Source organism: Acinetobacter sp. WCHAc010052, from assembly GCF_002165295.2.
Classification (GTDB): domain Bacteria; phylum Pseudomonadota; class Gammaproteobacteria; order Pseudomonadales; family Moraxellaceae; genus Acinetobacter; species Acinetobacter chinensis.
Window position 1 is genome coordinate 1,765,891 of sequence record NZ_CP032143.1, and the last position, 20,918, is coordinate 1,786,808.

At 32.2% G+C, this 20,918-nt stretch carries 12 protein-coding genes and 2 pseudogenes; 6 read left to right on the forward strand and 8 right to left on the reverse strand.

Features of this window, described 5'->3' with window-relative positions; all coding sequences use genetic code 11:
- Position 1: 1 nt before the first annotated feature.
- Entirely contained in the window at positions 2-322 is a 321-nt protein-coding gene (locus CDG61_RS08810) for an SCP2 sterol-binding domain-containing protein (protein ID WP_087550036.1), read from the reverse strand.
- Positions 323-501: 179 nt separating this feature from the next.
- On the opposite strand from CDG61_RS08810, the gene CDG61_RS08815 reads away from it, so the two are divergent.
- The gene (locus CDG61_RS08815) at positions 502-1,530 is read left to right on the forward strand and encodes an AraC family transcriptional regulator (RefSeq protein WP_171405588.1); all 1,029 of its coding nucleotides are present in this window, start codon (positions 502-504) and stop codon (positions 1,528-1,530) included.
- Between the two features lie 111 nt (positions 1,531-1,641).
- Here CDG61_RS08815 and CDG61_RS08820 read toward each other — a convergent pair whose 3' ends face one another.
- Together CDG61_RS08820 and CDG61_RS08825 are read right to left on the reverse strand one after the other, a co-directional pair.
- Positions 1,642-2,724, reverse strand: coding sequence for a hypothetical protein (locus CDG61_RS08820; RefSeq protein ID WP_087550034.1), 1,083 nt, complete (start codon positions 2,722-2,724; stop codon positions 1,642-1,644).
- Positions 2,725-2,744: 20 nt separating this feature from the next.
- Positions 2,745-3,266: an ester cyclase gene (locus tag CDG61_RS08825; protein ID WP_087550033.1), complete on the reverse strand. Its 522-nt coding sequence runs from the start codon at positions 3,264-3,266 to the stop codon at positions 2,745-2,747.
- Positions 3,267-3,594: 328 nt separating this feature from the next.
- Here CDG61_RS08825 and CDG61_RS08830 point away from each other — a divergent pair, with 328 nt between their 5' ends.
- The 4 genes from CDG61_RS08830 (at position 3,595) to CDG61_RS08845 (ending at position 14,505) form a co-directional block, all read left to right on the forward strand.
- Positions 3,595-4,614: a ComEC/Rec2 family competence protein gene (locus CDG61_RS08830; protein ID WP_087550032.1), complete on the forward strand. Its 1,020-nt coding sequence runs from the start codon at positions 3,595-3,597 to the stop codon at positions 4,612-4,614.
- Entirely contained in the window at positions 4,601-9,802 is a 5,202-nt protein-coding gene (locus tag CDG61_RS08835) for an ATP-binding protein (RefSeq protein WP_228199632.1), read from the forward strand. Before CDG61_RS08830 ends, CDG61_RS08835 begins: the two co-directional genes overlap by 14 nt.
- Positions 9,803-9,867: 65 nt before the next feature.
- A complete protein-coding gene (locus CDG61_RS08840) occupies positions 9,868-11,007 on the forward strand; it encodes a hypothetical protein (RefSeq protein ID WP_087550031.1) in 1,140 nt (379 codons plus the stop codon).
- A gap of 150 nt (positions 11,008-11,157) precedes the next feature.
- On the forward strand, positions 11,158-14,505 hold the full coding sequence (locus CDG61_RS08845; RefSeq protein ID WP_087550030.1) for a hypothetical protein: 3,348 nt from the start codon (positions 11,158-11,160) through the stop codon (positions 14,503-14,505).
- 14 nt (positions 14,506-14,519) lie between these two features.
- Here CDG61_RS08845 and CDG61_RS08850 read toward each other — a convergent pair whose 3' ends face one another.
- Complete coding sequence (locus CDG61_RS08850; RefSeq protein WP_171405589.1) at positions 14,520-15,011, reverse strand: hypothetical protein; 492 nt, start codon at positions 15,009-15,011, stop codon at positions 14,520-14,522.
- Between the two features lie 85 nt (positions 15,012-15,096).
- Here CDG61_RS08850 and CDG61_RS08855 point away from each other — a divergent pair.
- Positions 15,097-15,306: pseudogene (locus CDG61_RS08855) on the forward strand (helix-turn-helix domain-containing protein).
- Here CDG61_RS08855 and CDG61_RS08860 read toward each other — a convergent pair.
- From CDG61_RS08860 to CDG61_RS08880, 4 genes and pseudogenes are all read right to left on the reverse strand, one after another.
- Entirely contained in the window at positions 15,295-15,732 is a 438-nt protein-coding gene (locus CDG61_RS08860; protein ID WP_087550029.1) for a hypothetical protein, read from the reverse strand. The pseudogene CDG61_RS08855 and the gene CDG61_RS08860 sit on opposite strands and share 12 nt — an antisense overlap.
- Before the next feature lie 174 nt (positions 15,733-15,906).
- A protein-coding gene (locus CDG61_RS08865) for an IS3-like element ISAba14 family transposase (protein WP_223155595.1) occupies positions 15,907-17,039 on the reverse strand; the annotation gives its coding sequence in 2 pieces (ribosomal slippage) (positions 15,907-16,787 and positions 16,787-17,039; 1,134 coding nt in all).
- Positions 17,040-17,088: 49 nt separating this feature from the next.
- On the reverse strand, positions 17,089-19,344 hold the full coding sequence (locus tag CDG61_RS08875; protein WP_228199558.1) for a hypothetical protein: 2,256 nt from the start codon (positions 19,342-19,344) through the stop codon (positions 17,089-17,091).
- Positions 19,334-20,918: pseudogene (locus CDG61_RS08880) on the reverse strand (tyrosine-type recombinase/integrase). Before CDG61_RS08880 ends, CDG61_RS08875 begins: the two are co-directional and overlap by 11 nt.

The following is a 20,918-nucleotide window of genomic DNA, read 5'->3' on the forward strand; positions in this document are numbered from 1 at the left end:
TTTAAGCTAATTTAGATGCATCAAAATAATCACTGATTTCTTTAGCAAGCATGATGTCACCATCAATTTTTAACTTCCCACTCATGAAAGCCATTGCACCCGCAATTTTTCCTGTTAATAATTCGATAAAAACTTCATCTGATGCTGTCAGTACCACATCCGCATCCGCATTTTCTGCTTGCTGAATGTCACAGTGACTATCATTGATCTGGATAACGTAGGGCACAGAAAGTTGCAGTTGAATCACACATTCCACACCATCGGTAGCATCAACATTTAATGCAGCAGGTAATTTATTTAAAATAAAATCATTGATATTCATGGTTTAATCCTTTAATTAATAGTGTCAATCAGATAGATGAGATTTGCATTCAAGATGAGTGCTTTGGTCAATATAGAATGCCCGTAGAAATTGATATTGACTGAATGAAGAATTCATTGACATCAGTTTTAAAAATGATGAAATAAGGTGAGTGAAGGAATCTTTTTGAAATGGTAAAAATGGAAATTTCATCAAAAAAACATACAGTTGCTGCGCATTATATGCGTCTGTTATTTGATTATTTAAATCGAATAAATTATTCTATTGAGCTTTTTTTACAGAAAATTAATTTAGATAAGTCCCACTTTGATCAGCCCAGTAATCGTATTGATTTTCAAATTTTTAATCAGGCTTGTCACTTATTACAGACCAGATTTCAGCATGCAAACCTTGGAATTACCTTGGGGCAGCTGGTCACAACAGGGCATCTTGGACCACATGGCTTTGCCTTGATGACATGTTCAAATGCTAAAGAAATTTTACAGCAGAATATTCGCTTTTCAGCACTGACTATTGATGCAGGCAGTAACATCCTTGAACACAAAGGAAATCAGTACATCCGTTACTGGAAAAGTAATCTTGCTGATGGGCAGAAATTAGGGAAATTACAGGATGAACTACACCAGGCATCGTATGTGACATTATCCCGACACTTATTTAACCGCAGTGATTTGAGTCCACTATGGGTATCTTTTCAACATAGTCAACCGGAAGATATTTCAGAGTATGAGGCTTTATTTCAATGCCCACTGTATTTTGAAGCAGAGCACACAGCTATTGGATTTCATCAGGATTTTCTTAATTTAACTGTCCCCAGTTCCGATGCATCCATATATGCAGTTATGAATGATTTAAGGCAGCAATTATTGAAGCAACTGGGAAATCAACTAGAACCCTCATGGCTTGCAATTGCACGTAAAACTATTATCGAATCGTTTCAGTTAGGTGGTGTGACACTGGAAGAAGTTGCCAGAAGCATCGGCTTTAATTCAGAAGAACTTAAAACTGAGTTAAATCGGCATGATATGAATTTCCGAAGTCTGGTAGATGACATCCGCCAGAATCTGGCAATCAGCTATGTCAGAAATCCAGGACTGAGCCTGGTTGAAATTGCATTTTTGCTGGGATTCTCTGAACAAAGTGCTTTTCAGAGAGCTTTTAAACGATGGACAGGTAAAACCCCGAAAGAATATCGGACTTATGAGTAAGTTATTTGCTCATAACAGTGATCAATTAAAAAAATGTCGCCTGAATTTAAAATTACAGACGACTAAGGGAAGTATGTAAAACAACAGAAAACTATTTAAACAATTTACTTATCAACTTTTTAAATGAATCAATTTACCAAACTTCAACGCACCAAGAATTTCAGTTTGTTTAAGCCCAGGAAATAACCAGTACGGTGTAGATTCACTGCTGCAGGCACAAGAAGGAAATGCAGGATTACTGTGTAATGGTCCAGCAATAGTCTTTTCCATGACCATCGAAATGTATTGATCGTTACTGCCTTCCTGAGTATTGCCATTGAGAATGACTTCAACTCCTGTATTCTCAGCATATTCACGAATTGCTTTAATTTTAGAACTCTTCGGCTCATATGCATCCAGGCTGATGCCATTTTCTGAAGAAACAAAAACCTGATCATTTACCTTAACAACCAGTGAGTGATTGCCTTCGGTATGTCCAGGTGTATGTACCAAGGCAATTCCATGACCTAAAGCTAAACTCTTCCTGAACGTGATTATTTTTGCAGGATCTACACCAACTGTAGCATTGGGGCAGTACCAGTCAGACTGGACAGGCAATAATCCCTGAACACAATTCCATTCTTTTTCATGCACAATCAGTTTCGCATTGGGGAAATATGCGGGTTGATGATCACTTCCCAGCCACTTCCTCAGTTCCTGCGTATGTAAATGGTCATAGCTGATATAATCAATCTGTTCAGGTTTTATTTTTAGCTTTTTCAATGTTTTTTCAACAGAAGTATATTGCGGTGCAAATACTTTTGAAGCACTTTCAGGTAATGAACCAGCCAACCGTTCAAAAAAAGGAGTTTTACGGTTGTTTTCAACATCTGTAGGTGAAAATAAAATAACTTTGAGCTGATCATTAAAATCCTTATACTGAATTATAAACAGTCTGTTTAAAAGATGAAGAAATGGAAATGTCAGTGATTTCTGTGCAAATACACCAGTATAGCCATACCAGGTTGGGTAGGGGGCTCGCACGAGATCTACAGTCTGATAATATTGCACATCAGGCTGTTGCATTATTTTCTCTCTGAATTTTATAGCTGCCGCCCGCACATTTTCCAACCGTGCAATAGGAGAGGAAGCATTACGGGTATTATCAAAATCAAGAACTTCCTTCATTCCCAAATTTTTTAAAGTACTGGTCATTTCTAATTTTCCTTTCACCGTTAGAGTTTCACTTTAGTCACTTTACTAAGATCTTTCATATCATGTAAAAGTCCTGTAGCTGCTTTATAAAACTGAAGAATTCCTTTTGGTGTTTTAAAATTAAAACCTTTAAACAGCTGCTTAATGATACTTAAAGTATCGAAATAGATGCGTTCACAAACCAGCTCTTCACCTTCAAAAATGAAAAATGCACACATACGCACGCGAAATGAATTTCCCGTAGGTGGAACAGAACCCAAATAGCCATTATGTGTTCCTAATAACCAGAACTCACAGATTACAGCATCGTCTGTATGCCTTAATGCAATCAGCTCATGATGCTGATCTGGGAATGCTTTACGTGATGAACGATGATAGTTTAAAACATCATCACGCCCATCATGTACTGCACCTGTAGCAATCAGTTCATAATGAGGGTGTGGAAAAGTGGACAGAACAGCATCAAAATCCTGTTTAACTTCATCTGCGAAATGATCTAATACCAACTTTTCGCGAAATTCCTTTAATTTCTGATCTAACATTTTATATCCTTATTTTCAGGAAGGTATTCGTTAAGATCAATCTAACTTCTAGATGCTTTAAGGTTTGGTATTAAAGTGACAGTCTTATGGTGAATCCGTGCCAAAATTGAGGTTGTGTAGGCTACAGTCTTGGATATTCTATTTAACTTATGTTTATATAAAGTTTAGTTTATAATTATTTTCACAATTAATTAATATAAAACAAATAGTTAATTGATATATTTTAAACATATTGAAAACAACTTCATGAACTTGCTTTAAAAAATGATTCCATTTTTAATATAAATATATAAAATATTTATAAATCATCATTTTACATAAGTATTAAATGTTAAAAATTCATGTAATAGATGCGACTCATGGAGATTGTCTTCTTCTTGATTTCGATCATTCAAAAATTTTGATCGATTGTGGTCCAAAATCATTCAAAGCTCGTAGAGATGTACTAGCTAATATAGAAAAGATTTTAGGTGAAAATAGTGTTATTGATATAGCGATAGTCACTCATAATGATGATGACCACATTGGTGGATTTGAATTTTTGCTCGATACTTCTATCAAAATTAACACTATTGTTTTTAATAGTCTTCAAGATATTCCTGACATTATACAAAACTCACAAAAACAAATTTCATATAACCAAGATAATGCTCTTAAGCAAAGATTATTGGCAGAACGAGGAATTAAAACTCTATGTTTAACAAGAGATTCTAGTCCATTAATAATTAATGATATTACGTTAACTGCGATAACGCCAACGGCTGAAGCCCTAGAATGCATGCTAAATGATGCCAATGTTCAAAAAGAAAGAGAAGAAAAAAAGAGAAGGCAAAAGCAAATCTCAAGTTCGAAAACTGAAGAAATAAAGCCTGAGGAGGCTTTACAAAAAATTCAATCTGGTCAAGATGTTTTCGTAAAAGATCCATCTATTACTAATAAATCAAGTATAGGATTAGTCATTCAATGCGGATCTTTCTCTGGGCTTTTTTTAGGGGATGCTCATGCTGAAGATGTGATTGAAGGGTTGACTATTTTAGGTTTTAATAATCATCAATTTGATGTGGTAAAAATATCTCATCATGGAAGTGAGCGAAATACAAATATTGAATCATTAAGTTTTTTGGGAAAGACAGACTATATATTGTGTGCAAACAATGAAAAGCATCATCACCCTAATAATATTACATTAGCCAGAATACTCAATTTAGATAACACCCCAACTATTCATTTAAGCTCAAATAATCCTAGTCTATTGGAAAAAATTAATGATTTTAAAAAACTAGGTTTTAGTATTAATGAATCATATCCAACTAATGGCGTGAATACACTTTGCTATGAATACAAATAACCTAATACAAGTTCACACACTGACAGATAACTCCAGTGGATATTTTTTCAAGTCATTTGATGATGAGAAGTCTTTTGTTATTACATCTAAACATAGCATTTGTGACCAAAAAAAAAGCTGTGACTTATACCAAAGAAAAGTGGATGAATGTTGCAGAGCCTGTTCTAAAGAATTTGATATAAAAGATATTAAATTTTTAAAAAACAATGACAATGCTACCCTTCAAATAGAAAAAATCTATTATGAGAAAACAAAAGATTTAGTAATTGTAAGTGTAATTGATCGTGCTATTGATAAACTAATCATAAATGGAAAAAGTAGTAGTGACAGCTACGTAACTTTTGGTTTTAATAGTTTAGAATCAGGAGTGACTAGCTTAGTCTTTGATACGCCGAGAGTTATTGATACACTTATATATTACAATTTACATTCAAACCCAATCCCCAACTTAATAGAAAAAGAAGATAATTTTGATGGGATTTCAGGCTCTGTAGTTTTTACAAATCATGAAAAGTACCCGACAGCAAAAGCACTTATTATTCATAATGAAAATCATAATGATATTGGAGCAGAAAGCCTTGATACTTTAAATTTCAGTGAAATCAATGATTTTTTTGAATGCAAGGTTTTTGATCAAAGACTATATATTCCAGAAGTACAAAAAATTAAAGATATTAGTCAACAAAGTTTGGAATTAGTTTCGAAGATGATTGATGGAGTAGAGTTATCTAGACCTATATTACATAAAGAGTTTGAAGATAAACTAAATTCAGGCAGATTTATACAAATTACTGGTTTGTCAGGTACAGGTAAATCAGTTCTATTAAGACAAATCGCTGAGTCAAAAGCTAATAATTCACCATTTTTATTTATTAAATCAGATCAACTTACAGGAAGTAATAATTGGTTAGAATATCTATCTAGAGTTGGACTGCCGAGTTTTTCAATTTCAGAGTGGCTAATCAGTTTAGAAGCTACTGGGGGAATTCCAATTGTCTTTATTGATGGTATAGACAGAGTTAGTGAAAACAGTAAACCAATTATTGAAGACTTAATTCGTTCAATTTTTAATAATGATGATTTAGCCAATTGGAAAATCGTTACCACTTTAAGAGATACAGGGCTTGAACCATTAAAAGTGTGGATCGGTGCTCTTTTAAAGAATATTAATATCCAAACTATTAACGTAGAACTTTTAAATGATGATGAATGTTATGCATTAGCTCAAAAAATTCCAAGTATTCAGCAGTTATTATTTAGTTATAGTAAAGTCAAAGAAATCATTAGACGCCCATTTTTTACGAAAGTTGTAACAAGCTTAAAAACTAATAATTTTGAACCTGAGTCAGAACTAGAATTAGTAGATGCTTGGTGGAAACGAGGCGGATTTAATGAAACTGGTCAATCTACTTACAATCGACAGGATTTTTTTAAAAGGCTTTCTGAACTTAAATCTATAAACCTTAGCAATAGTGTCAAACGTAGAGAGATTCAGCCTATCGATACTTTAGATAGCTTGGTGATAGATGATATCATCCATGTAAACTCTAAAAGTTCTGCTGTTGATTTTACACATGACATATTTTATGAGTGGTCATTACTTTATCTTCTTTTAGAAGAAGAACAAAACTGGTTAAATAAAATAGAAAGCTTTGGACAACCTCCTTATATAAGTAGGGTTGTAGAATTACTTGCTCAACGAGAGTTTATTGATGATCAGTGGGTAAGTCATTTAGCGAATCCAAAATTTCAACAACTCAGATCACAATGGTTAAGAGCATGGATAATTGGACCAATAGGACATCCGAAATTTATTGAGTTGAGTAGTGGATATACACAAGTCTTACTCGAAAATGATTTTGATCTTTTTAATAAATTATTGACATGGTTTCAAGCAGAGAAGACTAAAGCAAATCCGGTATTCTTAATACAGTCTGATAAATTAGATATGGCTATTCAATATCCTTGGCCATCTGATGCTTCATTATGGCAAACACTTCTAGAGTATATTTTTAAATTAACCCCAAGCATTTCTCCCAAAGTATATCCTCAAATATTAAAAATTTTTGAAGTCTGGCAATATGTAGGTATTCATATACCCTCAAATCAAATGTCTAAAATGCTTTTGGATGTATCAACTTATTGGCTTTTAGAAATTTCTCAAGAAGAAAGATCTAGCGATTGGGGACAAATAGTTAACTTAAAAGATTTCAAGTTGGGGCTAATTAATTTAATTTTGGTTTCAATTCAATCAAATCCATCCTATATGGAAAGATATCTAAATTTTTTACTTTCACAAAGTGAAGTATCTAGAGAAATTTATACACATATAGTAGGTGCTTCCTCTGTTATTTCACAACATCATCCACAATTACTTGCGGATCTAACGCTAAAATTTTTATTAGATGAACTGCCTAAAGCACATATAGAACGTGAAGAATCGGAATATCAGAGAACCAATCAATACTTTAAAAAGTTAATGGCTATACCAGTAAAAGAAAGAACCAAAGAACAACAATTGAAAATTGATCGTCGAGGATTATATTTTCATCAAGCACCATATCAACAGATTCAGATTCATGATTGGGAAAACTTATCAATTAAATATGAATCTAGACACTTTTATCCTAGCTCACCTCTAAAAGAGCCATTTTTTTCACTATTGAATCATTCAGAAGAGAATGGATTACAGCTCATACGTGACCTATCTAACCATGCTATTCAAGCGTGGAAACAACTATGTGAACTTTCTGGACAAGTACCTATACCAACTTTCATTGAATTTCCTTGGGGAATGCAAAAATTTTGGGGTAATGAAAAGCAATATATCTGGAAAAAACCTGTTTGGATAAATAATGCAATTTCATCGGCCTATATGGTCTTAGAAAACTGGTGCTTTGAACAACTAGAGCAAGGGCGAGATTTTGATGAACTCATTCATAGAATTACATCAGGAAATGAGTCAGTTGCAATTCTTGGTATAGTCAGTGTTTTAGCTCTAAATAAGCAAGTTGTTTCTAATGCTATATTTCCAGTTGTTACCAATTTTAAAGTATTAGAATTAGATAAGTATCGTTTCCAACAAGACTTACAGGAACCTAGTACAACTTTAATTTCTCTTCAAGGTGAGCCAAAATATCAAAAAGATATTAACGCTGTCAGACACAACTACAATAGAGAAGGTCATAAATTAAATTTAGAGTTTTTACTACGAAATTACTTTATCAACCCTGAATTTCGTGAACTAACAAAAGATAAGTTATCTAATTTCAAAGCTGATCTTCCTTTTAATTTTAAGCATGAGAAGATAGATGAATCCATCATTAAATTTTTAGAGGGACGGGCTGATTTTTACGCTGAATACGGTAATGCTAAGAATTATTCTTATCAAGAGCTTGAAAATCAAATTAGTTTTAGCTTTAATTATCCTCACTATCAAGAGCAAGCTAACTCCCAAGAACATAAAGAAAAAAATAATTTTTTTATTTTCTCTCAAATTGCTTATTGGGCGGAACAATCATTAATAGCTCAAGAAATTCAAAATACATATACGTTAGAATCAGTCGGTGAATTTTTAAAAAATATAGAAGAAGAAAGCTTATTTCTTGATACTTGCGATATAGATGATGACTCATATGTAATTAGAAGAATGAAACAAAACGCTTTTAGTGCATTAGCAACCATGATCTTAGTCTTTAGAGCTGATTGTACAGAAAGTGAATTAGAATGGGCTCGTGATATTTTAAATCAAGTAGTCCAATTACCATATAGCTCTTATGAAGTAGAATGTCCACAAGCTTCCTTAACTTTTCATCCGAAGAAATTTCTTGCACAGGCTTTAGTGAATGAAATTATTCATGGCACTATGAATGATTTAACTTTCAGTAATCTTCTAAATATTGTAGCGAGCCCATCTCATGAAATTTCATTAGCGGCCCTAAAAGAATATTTTAAATTATTTGATATACAGCCTAAACTTGTTTGGTCTGCAATTCATTTTGCATTTGCTTTATGTAAAAATCATTTAAAATATCAAATCTATCGATCAGATAAATATCCAGAAGCTCAACAAGAGTTAAAACAGTTATATGAACATCTAAACAACTATTTTAAATCCGAAGATGACTGGTGTTCATTACCTATACCTGATGCTCCTTGGATGGAACTAGACGAAGAAACATTGCAAAGTAATAAAGAAAGAGAGAGAAAGATTGCTGAATCCTATAATCAATGGTACTACGATGATAAAGATGATTCAAAGTGGGTAAAATCAGATACTCAATGGGATTATGATTTCTCAGGAAAAGTTATTCATTTACTGCCTGAGAGATTACTTCATGATACCTCTCAAACCTATATTCTCGATTTTTTAAGAAGTTGCTTAGAATGGACTATAGAAAAACAAGAACCTTCTTGGCTCGAAGAGAATCAGAGTTTTGATGATAAAGATATTATTTATGAATGGAATCATAGCTTATCTAGTGCCTTAGCTAGAGTTGTTGGAATATTTCCTACAGAAGAAATCAAATCACAATTCCTTATGCCAATTCTTAATCTTAAAACAGATGCTTGTTGGGAGTTGCTTTATCCGTTTATTGAGAATTATATTTGTCGTTATATTTATGATGCACAAAAAATTCCTGACAATGCATTAGATGTTTTAGATTTATGTTTGGATCGTTTTTTAAAAGCATCGTGTTTTGATAAAAAAAGTTATAGAGCAGGACAAATTTCAGGCTTTGATTTACCTAAGATTGCAAAATCGCTGATATTTGTATCATTAAATCAAAATGCACCTTTAGCCAGCAGGTTTGTGAATGGGGATTGGTCTGAAATTGATATAATCTTACCTGTAGTTGATAAGTATGTCCGAGCGGTAGGTTGGACTGAATATGTTATTCACCTATTCTTGAAATTGTGTGAGCGATCAATCCAAAATTATCCATCAAATATTTATGCCGATCAAATCTTAGAACTACTATCATTAGATGAGCAACTGAATTGGAATGAGGAAGTATATCAAAGGATATCTAGCCTTATCCAAATTTTTATAGATAAGGAACAATCTATGCCAATAGAGTTACGACAAAAATTCTTAAAAATTATTGATTGGTTGATTGATCACGGTGATCGAAGAAGTTCAGCACTTCAGCAAAGTAATTTTTTTCAAAAAGTGAAGAGCTCTTGAGTTATAGCTTCATAAGCTTATAGAGCTATTAAATTTTATCGAACATTTATCTGATTGAATATACTATGAATAATGAGAGTTTAATCAAAGTTGTGACCCTAAATTCGGAATCTACAGGGTACCTTTTTTTATCATATGATGAAGCAAAATCATTTGTTATAACTTCTAAGCATAGTATTTGTGATCAAAAGGATAATTGTGACCTGTACAAGGATAAAATAGATGGATGTTGTAGAACATGTCTCAAAGAATTTACTATAGAAAACATCCATTTATTACAGGAGGGAACTCAAGAAAAACTGAACATTAATAAAATATTTTATGATAAAAATAAAGATCTTACGATTCTTGAGGTTAATGAAAGGGCTACTGATAAATTAATCATCAATGAAGAAATTTATACCGAATCTTATATTGCAAGGGGCTTTAATGAAAAGGATAAAGATTGGATTAATTTAGATTTAGATAAGCCTAAATATTTTGGATCAATGATTTTTTATCGTCATTTAAATTCAAACCCAAATTTAGTGGAGAAAAATAAGAATTTTGAAGGAATTTCTGGCTCACTCATTTTCACTTATCATCAAGACGATTCTCCAAAAATTGCAAAAGCAATAATTATTCATAATGAAACGCATAATGATTTTGGTGCAGAGAATCTTGAAACACTAGATTTTGATTACATCAACATTTTTTTTGAATGTCATGTTTTTGGTACAAAAGAAGACCTAGAACTATATGAACTAAGGCTTCTATTAAAAAATAACCAAGAATGGTTATTAGAATCATTTTCTAATAATAGAGTGGCAAAATACAGTCTTGGTCAACCTTTAGCCCCTAATGACCCCAATCTACCAAAATTGTTACCTCGTGAGCATCTAATTAATAAAATTCATCATAATTTATTTACAGAAGATATTAATTTTATATTAGGAAAAGAGGGTGTTGGTAAATCATGGGTTACTGCACAAAGTTGGTTACTTCTTGAAGATAAACCCTTATATATTTTTCTGCCTGCTCAAGATTTTAGTCAATTAGGTAAAAGTGATATAGAATCTTTTTTAATAAAAAAAATTATTGAACAAACAAATGATGAAGAGAATCAAATTACTGTTACCAAATGGGAAGATAGATTCAAAAAGTGGAGAAATGATTCAGATGAAAATAATATTAATCTCTTAATCGCTATTGATGGAATAAACTAGAAACCAGATGTAGACTGGTATAGAATTATCGATACAATTTATCATTTATTTAAGAATAAAAAAGTTAAAATTCTAGTTACATCAAGAACGACCTTCTTTAATGAAAAAGTGAAGAGAAAATTTACAGGTGATTATAAAATAGTAACTGTAATGGACTGGTCTGAAGAAGAAAGAAATGAGATTTTGCTCCAAAAAGAAATTAACCCCACTACACTGACAACTAGCGTAGCAAACTCTTTATTAAATCCCAGATTGTTAAATATTACTATCAGTTTATTCGATAAACAGAAAATTCAAAATATTGATGAGTTAGATGTCAATAGAATATTATTAGAACACATTAGGCAGATGGAATCTGAGAGATATGAAGAAATAACATATTCTGAATTTTTAATAAGTCTTCAGACTCATGCACAGGAAATTATAAATAGGTTAGTCAAGGATGAAAAAGATGATCTGAATTATTTTAAAGGAAATCTCAACGCTGTTGCTGAAGGCCGTTTTTTTGAAGTCATCGAAGATGATCTTAATTCATATAAATTAAGAGATGAAGGTTTATGTTTTTCATTAGGGTTAGAAATCGTTCTTCAATTAAATAGAATGAAGCGAAACGGTAAAAATTTGGACGATGGTTTGGCTAAAATTATTGAGCCGATAAATGCATTAGATAAAACCTCAGATATTATTATTTCTAGTCTTACAATATTGATATTTGAGCCTAATTATTACTCTAGAGAGGCTCTTACCGCTTTAGTTTCATGTTTTGTTTCTCTACAAAATACCGATGAATCATACCTTGGTTATTTTTCTACGATTGTTGAAAGGAAAATCTCTGATTTTATAAATATTTTGGGAGAATTATGTTTGAATGGTGGCAATCAACCAAATTTTAATTGGGTTGAAAAGTCGATTATTTGTATTTCTTCTACTTCTCAATCTTGGCCATGTATCGAAGAGCAGATAAAGAAATGGTTGCAATATTATTCATTATCGCCTGAAAAAAAACTTTCACATTTTTCAAAAAAAGATGATAAAGATCGCTTAAATGCGCTTGAAAAGAATACGGCCGAAATTTCAGAAAAATTAAACAAACTATCATCAGTTGAAAAAGGATTAATTTCTCAATTAACTGAAAATGAAAAAGATATTGATAAATTAGTTATTACGGCATTCCATATCTTAGCAGGAAAACCTTTAGCCAATTTTGCGCCTGAATTTACTAAATGGAGCTTTGGCTGTAGTTTAAATTCAAGTTATAGCTCCCCACACAAAGACTTTATTAGCTTAATAAGATACAACCTTGTTGATTGGAAGAATACAAGGGTGCAATTATTAAATGAAGCAAGAATATTGAATTCTTCAGGTAATTCAAGTGTGGCGCAATGGGCTTATATAAGAATACTTTATGCAACCGGAGAATCCTGTGATGCAAAATTTGCAGAAGGTCTTGCTAAGCAACTTAGAACTGATGAATCCTTCGGAGGATGGAGAAGAATAGAGGGCTATTGTTCTACTGATCCATGTGATCCTGAATCATTTGAGCCCGAAAATATTATTAAAACTGTTCAAAGATGTGAGGAAATAGATGTTAGCCAAATTTGGAATAATTTACATCAGACTTCAGAAAGTCTTACACTACATGATATTCAAACTGGTCTAGCACGCTTTAGGCCAAATGAAGTTGTATCAAAATATCGAGAATTAATTACTGATATTTTGTGTAGAACTAAATATCCTTTACGATGTGGAATAATCAATATAGATCAACATAATCTTTTATTTACAAAAGAACATTTTGATAAATTATTTGACTTCCATAAACTTAATAAAGACTCAGAAATATTTGATGAACTAAGTGAAAATGATAAAAACTTTGTAAATCAGTTCTCAATTATGCAAATCCTACCATTTATTAAACCAATTCAACAAATTGAAATTCTGATGGATTTCAATAAAGAGGATAATGTATTTATCGATCTTATCGAAATTATGGAATCACTAACAAATGAAGAGTTTGATCAAATTCTTGATAGTAAATTACAAGAACATCAACTTTTGAATGTGCTTTATTACGCCAATACCAAAGAAATTCCTCTAACTGAAAAATATAAACTTATTTTAAAAGAACATTTAAGTAGTGATAATTCCTTTATAAGAACACAAGTGTTTAGAGCAATAAGTATTTACGATAATATAGAATTATTAAATGATTTCATAAAGATAAATTGGTCAGGTTTAAATGCTGATACTAACGACAATAAATTGTTTTATGGCTCATTATTATGGTTACTATCTGCAAAAGGTAATCTAGTAGATGAAGAAACTGCTGTGGCACATATAAATCCTAATATTTATGGAAATGCAAGTGAGTATCTTTCAGTTACAGGGTTACGAAAAATAGCCCTTTCTATCGATTCTATCTTTAAAGTTATTGCTAATAATAATATTGATTTTCCAGATTTAGAAATTATCGAAAATTTATCATTAAAACGAAACATTACTTCATTATTTTCAGTTGACAGAAGAGAAGATAATGTTAACTTTGAGAAAAATCTAAAATCGCTTTCAGAGTCTGGAGAGGATTTTGAAAAAAGACATGAAAATCAAAATCAGGATTTTGACAAATATATAAGTTATTTGAAAACAAAAGGTGCTGATCTAATCCTAAATGGTATGTTACCAAAAGCATTTGCTCACATAGCAAATTCAACTCTAGAATTGAAAGATGAATGGTTTACTACTTTTTCTAAAATAGAAAGCTCTCATATACCTAAATTTTATAACTTTATTTTACTACTAGCCTATACTTATTCTGAGGATGATGCTCAAAAGGCTCAAGTGCTTTGGAACAAAATAAGTAATAGTGAATCTTTTACCAATATAACAATCGGCCATGAAAAAATTCCGCTTAAACAGATGTCAATTTGGGGGAGTTCAAATCGAGATTTAGATGCATATCGATTCGAACTACTAGATAAGGCACTATCAGATCAACAAATATATAATCATGTGCTTGCTGCAATAGTAAATAATAATGAAAAAATTATTTATGAATATATTAATCAGAAAATAAATTGTGTAGAACCATCTCAAATTGCTAGAGGAATTTTAGTAGCTGGGTGTTTAGATGAAAACTCTGTTTCTGCAGATATCTTTGATAAATACATAAACTATAAAGGAATAATCGGAGAGGCATACATAGCATCTTTATATATGTATGAAAGAAATATCTGGTCTAAATATTGGTTTAATAAAATGCTATCTACAGAAGATAGTTTAGAGTTTTGGAGATACATGATTTTATTCGTAAAAATTGTAGATTTAAGATTTTATAAATGGAAATCTTCCTTATTAAACAATAATCTTCTTTTCCGAAAATTTTATCATAGTTTCAGGAATGATATAAATAATCGCTGTAAAAAATGGGGGAAAGAAAGAGATAAAAAACTGTTTGGTAGCGAACCTCCGAATCCTATCTACATATATCTACAAGGATAATCCCAAAAAATATATTATGAACAATAATTGATTAAAGAATTAATAGCTTTGATTTTTATTTTCAAGCTATTAATTTCTTTGCTTTTCATTTGTCGCAATTGTTCAATTTTAAACTGAATATCAGGAAATTGTCCTTTTAAATCATGCAATGCTTCAATTTCTTCTTCTAGTACAGTGATTTCGCTCTCAAACTCTTCTTTTTTCAAATTAAGTTCTTGGAGGATAGATGTTGACTCAATACAAAACTGTGATCGTAGATCATGCAAATTTTCAGCTTCGGTATAAGTGGTTTGTCCATATCTACTTTTTTCAACATCAACGGTTAAATAACCATCTTTAACCAATCGAAGTATCAACCGATAAACACTTTGATAGTTAACATTACTATCTACTACTTTCAAAAGTTTAACTTTATCCCAAAAATCTACAGTTTGCCATGACTCAATATTGTAGCTACAGAATACTCGTGAAAGTTCTTTAAACATTGGTAAGTTTTGAATTTCCATATTCATCACTCAAATAATGAGGATTATAGTCCGTGGATTAAAACACTTCAATTCCTGATAGTTCTTGTATTTGTGGTTGTCACCTATGAATCAAGAACTAGCACTGTCAATTGGCTCAAAAATCAGGGAAATTCGGAAAAATAAATCTATTAGCCAAGAATAATTAGCCTTATCAACAACAATTGATCGTAGCTATTTGGGGCGAATTGAAAGGGGAGAAGTCAGCATTACTGTTGAAAAACTCTACCAAATCTCACAAACACTCAATGTTGACCCTAAAATATTACTCCCTTGAAAGATATTTTTTAAGGAGATGTGGAGCTAAGAGATGATCAACTTTCAAGTTTGTTCTAAGCTTTACCTCTTCTATAATATCTATAAGTGTTTCTGTATTCTGATGAAGCTGTGACTCCAAATCATCAATTTGAGTGCGCAGATTTTTATTAGTGTCCGTAAGAGCTTGCCTTGTCTTTTTATTCACATAAAGTTGCTCTTCTTTAGTCTTTAGGTGTAGTGGAGAAATCTGCTCAGATACATACAGAGATATGAGCTTCTTCCTTTCAGCCGAACTCAAAGTACTTAGCCCACCAGATATATAGCCCTTAGCTGCTAGACGACTATGAAGAGCTTTGTGCGAAATAGGGGATTTTTCAAAACCTTCAATCAACATCATTTGCAATTCTTGTTCGATGACTTCATCTAATTGTTTACCACGTAACATATTAGGCTTCCTTAGTCTCAATTTTTTGCTGTTCCATAGCGAACATTTCACTTAAGGTTGTTGGTAATTTAGCGATTGCATCTCCATAAGGGAAAACGGGAACAGGAGTTAAAAGAGGTGGTCCCACTTGTTTGAACAACTAAAAGCGTATTTATAAGTGATATTCCGCTCTAGTTAAGCCACCTTGTTTTGTTGGGGTAGCTGATCATAGTAAAACTCATTTGGTGTCATTTTGTCTAGACTCGAATGAGGTCGTTTCAAATTATAAAACTCAAAATATGCACTTAATTGCTTTTTCGCATCTGTGACACTGCTATAAGCTTTGAGATACACCTCTTCATATTTAACGCTCCGCCATAATCGTTCAACCATCACATTATCTACCCATCGACCTTTACCATCCATACTGATTTGAATGCCATTTGATTTCAATACATCAATAAATGCATCACTGGTAAACTGGCTGCCTTGGTCTGTATTAAATATTTCAGGTCGACCATATTTTTCAATCGCTTCATTTAAAGCCGAAATACAAAAATCCACCTCCATACTAATCGATACTCTATGCGCAAGTACCTTGCGGCTATGCCAATCAATCACAGCACATAAATAAACAAAGCCTTTTGCCATAGGGATATACGTTATATCCGTAGACCACACTTGATTACTGCGCTGAATAGCCAATCCTTTGAGCAGATATGGATATTTACGGTGAGCTTGATTAGCCTGGCTTAAATTTGGTTTGCAATATAACGCCTGAATACCCATTTTCTTCATTAAAGTACGTGTATGACGTCGTCCTATATGATGTCCTTGACGATTCAACAAATCACGCATCATACGACTGCCTGCAAAAGGATATTGCATATGTAATTCATCAATACATCGCATCAGCTTCAGATCTGATGCACTCACAGGTTTTGGGCGATAGTAATAACAACCACGGGAGACTTTCAGCAGCTTAGCTTGCTTAGATACTGAAATCTGAAGTGAGTCGTCGATTAACTTTTGTGGTTGAAGCGGCCCAGTTTCTTCAACACACCTTCTAAAAAATCAATTTCTAATGCCTGCTCACCGATTTTTGCATGTAGTTTTTTTAGATCGATGGGTGGTTCTGTTGGAGCTTTTGATTGATCGAAAGCTTGCGAGGAAGCTGAGATCAATTGATTTTTCCAGTCAATAATTTGGTTTTGATGAACATCAAACTCAGCACTCAATTCAGCAAGTGTTTTTTCTGCTTTAATCGCAGCAAGTGCTACCTTAGCTTTAAAATCATTTGAATGATTTCTTCTTGGTCTACGTGCCATAAAATACTCCATATATTGATGTTTATAACATCATTTGAGGAGCAGAATATCACTTATAGGAGTTGTTCAAATTTACGGATCCATCTCTTAAACTATTTTTCCTATTAATTGCTTTTGTTTTTAAGTCACTTAAATAAAGTATTTTTTGACGCAAATCCTCAAGCATTTCGCTATAAGATAAATCATGGACTACGATTTGCTCTATATGTGCAAACTTACCCAGCAACTTATTCAAAGTATGTTGTAGGGCTTCTAATTCACCTTTACGGCCAGTTAAAGCAAAGTTTCCACATTTATCACCTGATTGGCACGCTAGACGTTTAGGGCAATCATGCACAGCGACTTCACGCATACATCCACCAAAAGGCAAGGGATGTAAGCAAGCATGACGTTGGACGAGGGAGTCTGCTAATGAATTATCTTCTTTGACCAGCTCATTAAATGTTTCTGCAATATCTTGAAAATACTCATCAAAAAATGAGTTTTTTACATAGCTTGCCACTTCATTTTTTGAGTCAAAGGTTTGTAAATTCATCTTTAAATTATTTTCTAGATCCAACTTTTCTGAAAAGTACATTAATCCATCATGTTTAATAGAATCAATTGGATAGTCTGGCTTTAGTTCTTGTTTATCATTTTCGTAAAGTGCCAATTCATGTTTTTTTAACAAACTAGTTGTGACTTTACGTTGTTTTAACGCTAAGTGTTGATAATATTGGTTTTGCTTAATGTCTACACGCCCCATGAGCATTGCTTGCAGATGTTCAGCTAAACCACTGAGAGCGAGAAAAGTATTGATGTTGTGCCGTGGAATATGACTTGTAAGTTTTGAATGCTCTTTTTCATTCTCAAGTAAATTATATTTTTCAAAAACAGACTTACTTAAAGAATTTCCAAAAAAACTATTTATTATCATTCCATTTAGAGGAATGATATTTGTTTTATTGATGAAAGCTCGTTGTAGAGTTGTAGATCTAAACTCATGAATAAAAAGCAATTCTTCATAAGCAATTTTTTCCGTTTTTCCTTCATAATTAAAAACATAATCTATAGGGTATTCGGAGTCATAATTAGCTAATCCTTTAATGAAAGTATTGATATCATGTTTTAAATAATATTTTTCAATACATTGGTTAGACTTTATCTCCTTGAAAATAGATACATTTTTTAGAGTTTTAATAACTACTTCACGCTGTCCAGCTCGGCCTCTATAAGTATCTTTAACCCCAAAAACAGTTCCAATCAGATTATCTATTTCCACATAATCTTGATCAATATCATCAATTGATTTTGGTAAAAAATTTGAACAATTTTTTAATCTAATATAATAAAGATGTTCTCTATATTCTTTTGTGTGTTCTAACACAGATTGAAATATTGTCTCAACTAAATTTGCAGACAAAGGTTCAACCCAATGTATTCTAAATCCAGCACCTTTAGCACCATGATATTGAATTCCCAAAGTGTATTGTTTGACTCCATCTAAAGTTAGATGCTTCTTTGTTACTTGATCAAGTATAGGTTGCTTAATCAATGCATCTGTTTTTAAAAGGATTGCTTCTGTTGAACGTAAACCTGTGACGATGAGTAGTAATAAAAGATTCAAAACAATCTTTTCACCATTCGTCTCACACAAACTGATGAGCGAAACAATATTTATAAATGTACGAACAGAAATCAGCTTCTCTTTATCCAGATCATCTTCATCAAGTTCTAATTGATCTATTAAAGCTTTTGTTTTCTTGGCATTTGGGGTTCTATTCTGGCGATTTATATATAGATATTTTTGAGAAAATTCTAAAGGTTGTTTAGTAAAACCATAATGATTTAACATCTCCTGTAATCGAAGGTAAGTACCAGCATGATCAGGAAGATTCGTTTTACTCGAATTTTCTGCCAAAATTTCAAAAGACTTATTTAATATTAATGTAGATAAATAGCAGGGATGGGTTTGTGATATACCCATATCGCGAAGCGAGCTATACCAACGCTTTAAAACATACAATTCTGCACACAGCTTTTGAGGGGATGCTTTAGAATTTGATTTTCTATAGCTAAGAATTAAAACTGCTTTAATAAAATACTGAAACATTTCATCAATATTGCAGTTGTTTACACCATTTAATCTTTTAACACTTCCAAAATTGAAATGTACTTTCCCACTTCTGGATAACAACCAGCCAGAACCTATTGTTCCTCCATACCATAATGAATCATTCCAACTCCATTTGAAGTTCGCCTGTAGATTTTGTTCGAAATAATCCTTTTGTTCATGAATAAAAGCATTATATTTTTCAATGTTCATGAATGACATCCTTCTGTAATGCACAACGAGCTATTACAGATTCAATTTCGAATTTAGTGGACTCATGCACTCGAATCAATGGATTTCTAGATACCCCAATTCCATCTGATAGCTTAATAAGATCATTGATTTCACTTTGTATGCTTTCTAAAACATGATTATGGTTAGCATCTATAAAAGGATGAAAGTACATACAACCATAGCAGTTACGTACAGGTTGAAATAAACATTTGTCTTTGTAAGAACACCCACCAATATCGTAATGAATTCTGCTACCAATATTTCCAAGAACTTTTTTCTGATGCCAATCTTTCTTATAAACGAGCCTTCCAGTCAGGAGCATAGCGATCATTTGTCTATACAGAGAATTTTTACCAAGTGCCTGCGCTCTAATTTGAGCCAGTTCTGGGGTAGAAAAAATATAATGTCTGGCTGTTACAACAGAAGAGTGACCTAAGATATATGCAATTTCCTCAGCTGAAGAACCTGCCATTGCTAAACTATAGCCAACATGATGCCTAAAATCAGAAAAGGAGTACTTTTGCTTTATCATTTCACCAGAAAGAACAGCTTCTCTATAGGCTTCAGGAGCAAAATCAAATAATTGTGTATTAATAGCTTTTGAGCAAAAAACGTGCAGATTTTTCACCTAAATCAAATAACTTATCTTTTGGACTCAAGTCAAATCTTTCAATATAAGCAATAATAATTTCAGCAACTTCTTCTGGAAGTTTTACAGCTATTTTCTCAGGTACATAGCGTGCTTGTTTTGCATAGGGAATGAGTATGCTATAGCGATGAAAATGATCAGTAGTACGTGTAGTATCTATTTTTATGTCTTCAGCAGATAGCTTTGCTAATTGCACAGGTCTAAGACCAGTTACATACATCAAACCAAGTATTGATGAGTAAAGTAGTGTTTGTTTATCGATACCCTGAAAATCATCTTTGATAGCTTGGTTTAACTTGATAAAGCCTTGTTGAATCATTGAGATAAGAGGGTAGTCAATCGCATCTTCGTATTGCTGGTAGAATAAATTTGAATTAAACGACTTAGGTCTAGGAATAAACTCAAGTTCAAAATCATCTTCAATATCAAAGTTAGGGAAGCCTTCTAAAATTAGAAGTCTCAGTAAAAATTTTATATGTGCATAAGTATTATGATGATTTTCTTGAGGTGCAATTTCTATTAATAGTTGTTTTAAAGTTTCATAATTTAAATTTAAATTGTTATTTTTTAAATAACTTATTAAAAAATTAAAAGAATAAATTTTTCTACTCAAAAAAGATGGTGTATTTTTCTGAATAAAGGCTATCAGAAAAAATTTAGCTAAAGTCATCTCATCTTCAGAAAAGCTTGAGAAATCTAAGTTTTCTTTCTGACCAGAATAATAAAATTTCCAAATATTATTTGTAGAATTGATAAACTTATCGTCAAATTTATCTGCAACTACGAATTTAACGACTTTTGGTATTTTTTTACTTAGATTCTGAAGAGCCATTATCTGTTGATCATTAAAAACTGATACAGAATGTTGTTCCTGAAAACCTTCAAAAAGATCAAATTGCTCCAT